Source organism: Pseudorhodobacter sp., assembly GCF_030452865.1.
Classification (GTDB): Bacteria; Pseudomonadota; Alphaproteobacteria; order Rhodobacterales; family Rhodobacteraceae; genus Pseudorhodobacter.
In genome coordinates, this window is record NZ_JAKDLJ010000322.1 from 1 (window position 1) to 4,211 (window position 4,211).

General features: G+C 58.8%; 3 protein-coding genes and 1 pseudogene. All 4 read left to right on the forward strand.

Annotated elements, in window-relative coordinates:
- Positions 1 to 529 (forward strand): 4Fe-4S binding protein (locus L0H65_RS15450; protein ID WP_301459942.1); only part of this gene is annotated, 529 nt, incomplete at its 5' end.
- A gap of 28 nt (positions 530 to 557) precedes the next feature.
- Positions 558 to 2,492, forward strand: a complete 1,935-nt coding sequence (gene nosZ, locus L0H65_RS15455) for a TAT-dependent nitrous-oxide reductase (protein WP_301459944.1) — start codon at positions 558 to 560, stop codon at positions 2,490 to 2,492.
- Between the two features lie 3 nt (positions 2,493 to 2,495).
- Complete coding sequence (locus L0H65_RS15460) at positions 2,496 to 3,824, forward strand: nitrous oxide reductase family maturation protein NosD (RefSeq protein WP_301459946.1); 1,329 nt, start codon at positions 2,496 to 2,498, stop codon at positions 3,822 to 3,824.
- A pseudogene (locus L0H65_RS15465) lies at positions 3,790 to 4,211 on the forward strand (ATP-binding cassette domain-containing protein); the annotation flags it as partial. The gene L0H65_RS15460 and the pseudogene L0H65_RS15465, both read left to right, overlap by 35 nt.

The window sequence follows — 4,211 nt, forward strand, 5'->3', positions numbered from 1 at the left end:
GCATGAACGGTTGTGGCCGTTGAAATACATGATCTTTCTGGGCCTGTTCGGCGTCTCGTTGATGAGCATCGACCAAGCCGAACATCTGGCCGAGGTGGAGCCGTTCAAAACCGCGATCATCCTGAAATTCGTGCGCGCCTGGCCGTTTGTCGCTTATGTCGCCGCGCTGCTGATCGCCGGGCTGTTCGTGGAGCGGTTCTATTGCCGCTACCTTTGTCCCTTGGGTGCGGCCTTGGCGATCCCGGCACGGATGCGGATGTTCGACTGGCTGAAACGCTACAAGGAATGTGGCAACCCCTGCCAGACCTGCGCCCATGAATGCCCGGTGCAGGCGATCCACCCAACGGGCGAGATCAACCCGAATGAATGTGTGAACTGCCTGCATTGCCAGGTGCTTTACCAGTCCGAAGAAAAATGCCCCGTCGTTATCAAAAAGCTGAAGCGGCGCGAAAAGGTGGGCGCTGTGCCCGACCTTGGCCGTGGCTTCATGGGGCATCCGAACCAAGTCAAAGCCACACTTCCGAATTAATCAATCTTCCCAACTGAAAGGACAGAATATGTCTGAAGATCTAAGAGCAAAATTGACCCGCCGCGGTCTCCTCGGGGCCACGGCCGGGGGCGCTGCCCTTGCCGGCGGGCTTGGCGGCCGTGCCATTCTGGCAGGCGGCGCCATCGGGGCTGCAACCATCGCCGGCACCTCCGCGGCCAAAGCCGCCGGGGCCGATGTCGCACCGGGGCAACTGGATGAATACTACGGCTTCTGGTCCTCGGGCCAATGCGGTGAAATGCGTATCCTTGGTATTCCGTCGATGCGCGAATTGATGCGGGTTCCGGTGTTCAACCGGTGTTCTGCCACCGGTTGGGGCATCACCAACGAATCCAAGAAAATCCTGACCGAAGGTCTGCTGCCGAAAACCAAGGCTTACCTTGCAGCCAACGGGCATGAATACCCGCAAAACGGCGACCTGCATCACGTCCACATGTCCTTCACCGATGGCACCTATGACGGGCGCTTCCTGTTCATGAACGACAAGGCCAACACCCGCGTTGCCCGCGTGCGCTGCGACGTGATGAAATGTGACAAGATCACCGAAATCCCGAACGCCAAAGGCATCCACGGCCTGCGCCCGCAGCGTTTCCCCCGCACCAACTACGTCTTCTGCAACGGCGAAGACGAGGTGCCGATGGTCAATGACGGCACCAATCTCGACAAGACGGATGAATATGTGAACTTCTACACCGCGCTGAACGCCGATGACATGACGGTAGCGTGGCAGGTGATGGTGTCGGGCAACCTTGACAACACCGATGCGGATTATGAAGGGAAATATGCGTTCTCCACCTCCTACAACTCTGAGATGGGTCTGACCCTGCCAGAGATGACGGCGGCGGATATGGACCATGTGGTCGTCTATAACATCGCTGAAATCGAGAAAGGTATCGCCGAAGGTGATTTCATCGAGTTGAACGGCGTCAAGGTGATTGATGGCCGCAAAGGCAACAACAAGAAGTACACCCGCTACATCCCGATCCCGAACAATCCGCATGGTTGCAACATGGCACCGGACAAAATTCACCTCTGCATCGCGGGCAAACTGTCGCCGACGGTTTCGGTGATCGACGTGCGCAAACTCGAAGCCGTGTTCAACGATGAGGCAGAGCCGCGTTCGGTCGTGGTCGCAGAACCCGAACTGGGCCTTGGCCCGTTGCACACCTGCTTTGACGGCACCGGCAACGCCATGACCACGCTGTTTCTGGACAGCCAGGTGGTGCGCTGGAACATCGAAGACGCGATCAAGGCGCATAACGGTGAGAAGGTTGACCCGATCCGTTCGAAGACAGATGTGCATTACCAGCCCGGCCACAACTCCACCGCGATGGGGGAAACGCTGGACGCGAGCGGGAAATACTACATTACGATGAACAAATTCTCCAAAGACCGCTTCCTGAACGTCGGGCCGCTGAAACCGGAGAATGAGCAGCTTTTCACCATCGAAGGCGACAAGCTGACGCTGATCCATGACGGCCCGACCTTTGCGGAGCCGCATGACAGCATCATCGTTGACCCCTCCAAGGTCAGCCCGATGTCGGTATGGGACCGCAATGACCGCATGTGGGCCGATACCCGCAAGCAGGCCGAAGTGGATGGTGTCGATCTTGATGATTATCAGGACACCGTTATCCGCGATGGCAACAAGGTGCGGGTTTATATGTCAAGCCAGGCGCCGAACTTCGCGATCGAGAGCTTCACAGTCAAGCAAGGCGATGAAGTGACGGTCATCGTGACAAACCTTGATGACATCGACGACCTGACCCACGGCTTCACCATGGGCAACCACGGCGTCGCGATGGAAATCTCGCCGCAGGCCACCTCTTCGGTGACCTTCGTTGCGGCGCAACCGGGGGTTTACTGGTACTATTGCCAGTGGTTCTGCCACGCGCTCCATATGGAGATGCGCGGCCGGATGCTGGTTGAACCGAAGGAAGCCTGAGCCATGCGGCTTTCCCTGATCCTGCTTGCGAGTTTCATCGCTTTGCCCCTGTGGGCTAAGGATGTCGTCGTGCCGCCGGGTCAGGGGGTACTTGCAACTGCTATCGCCGGGGCGACCCCCGGCGATGTGCTGCACCTTGAGGCCGGGCGCTATGGAGGCGCTTTGGTCATCGACCGCCCGCTGACGCTGACCGGGCCACAGGATGCGGTGATTGATGGTTTGGGCAATGGGACGGTTGTGACCATCGCCGCGCCCGATGTCACTATCAAAGGGCTGACGATCACCGGGTCCGGCATGCGCAGCGAAGACCTTGATGCCGGCGTGAAAATCCTGAAAAAAGCCGACCGTGCCTTGGTTGAGGGCAACCATGTCTTGGGCAACCTACACGGCGTTGATGTGCATGGCGGTCATGACGCGGTGGTGCGCGGCAATGTGATCGAAGGCACGCAAAATCCACGCATGAACGACCGCGGCAACGGGATTTATATCTGGAACTCCCCCGGAACGGTGGTGGAGGGCAACTCGGTCCGCTGGGGCCGTGACGGGATTTTCTCCAACACCACCCGCAAGGGCATCTACCGCGGCAACTTGTTCCGCGATCTGCGCTTTGCCGTGCATTACATGTACACCAATGATTCCGAAGTGTCGGGCAACGTGTCCATCGGCAACCACCTTGGCTATGCGATCATGTTTTCCGACCGCGTAGTGCTGAAAGACAACCTGAGCCTTGGCGACCAAAGCCACGGCGTCCTGCTGAACTTCACCAACAACTCCGACATATCGGGAAATCTGGTGCGCGGCGGCGCCGATCGCTGCACCTTCATCTATAATGCCCACAAGAACCTGATCTATGGCAACCGCTATGAGGGCTGCAATATCGGCATCCATTTTACCGCAGGGTCAGAACGTAACATCCTGACCGAGAACGCCTTTATCAGAAACCGCAATCAGGTGAAATATGTCGGCACCCGCAATGTGGAGTGGAGCTTTGAGGGCCGAGGAAACTATTGGTCCGACCATCCCGGTTTTGATCTGAATGGCGATGGCATCGCCGACAGCGCCTTTCGCCCCAATGATCTGATGGACCATATCCTGTGGTCACAATCTGCCGCCGCGCTGCTGACCGGCGCACCGGTGGTACAACTGATCCGCTGGTCACAATCCAGCTTTCCCGCAACGCTACCCGGTGGGGTGGTGGATTCCGCGCCTTTGATGGCTGCGACCTCCATTCCCGTCCCCCCGGAATACGCCGTGATGGAGGCCCAAGCGGCCGCCAGACAGGCCAAAGGAACGACCGATGACTTCGACATTGACGATCTCGCATCTCACTAAGACATTCGGCGGGCTTTGCGCCTTGTCCGATGTCAGCTTGCAAGTGAACCCCGGTGAACGGATTGCTTTGCTGGGTCATAACGGCGCGGGTAAATCAACGTTGATGAAGATCATCCTTGGCCTGATCGCGGCGGATCGCGGTGAGGTGCTGGTCAATGGGGCAGCACCGGGGTCGAACGGCGCGCGCGGCGCCGTGGCCTATTTGCCGGAAAACGTCGCCTTCCACCCTGCCCTGACCGGGTTGGAGCAAATCAGCCACTACCTGCGTCTGCGCGGGCAAAGCCCAAAGGGCGCGCTGGCGCATGCCTTTGGAATAGGTGCCGATGCGGCGCTTGGCGGCAGACGGTGCCGCGATTCTGCTCTCCAGTCACGCCCTGACCGAGGTGG

Excerpts from the sequence above, each read along its gene's own strand:
- nosZ (WP_301459944.1), top strand. The coding sequence starts at position 558 with ATGTCTGAAGATCTAAGAGCAAAATTGACCCGCCGCGGTCTCCTCGGG.
- L0H65_RS15460 (WP_301459946.1), top strand. The coding sequence starts at position 2,496 with ATGCGGCTTTCCCTGATCCTGCTTGCGAGTTTCATCGCTTTGCCCCTG.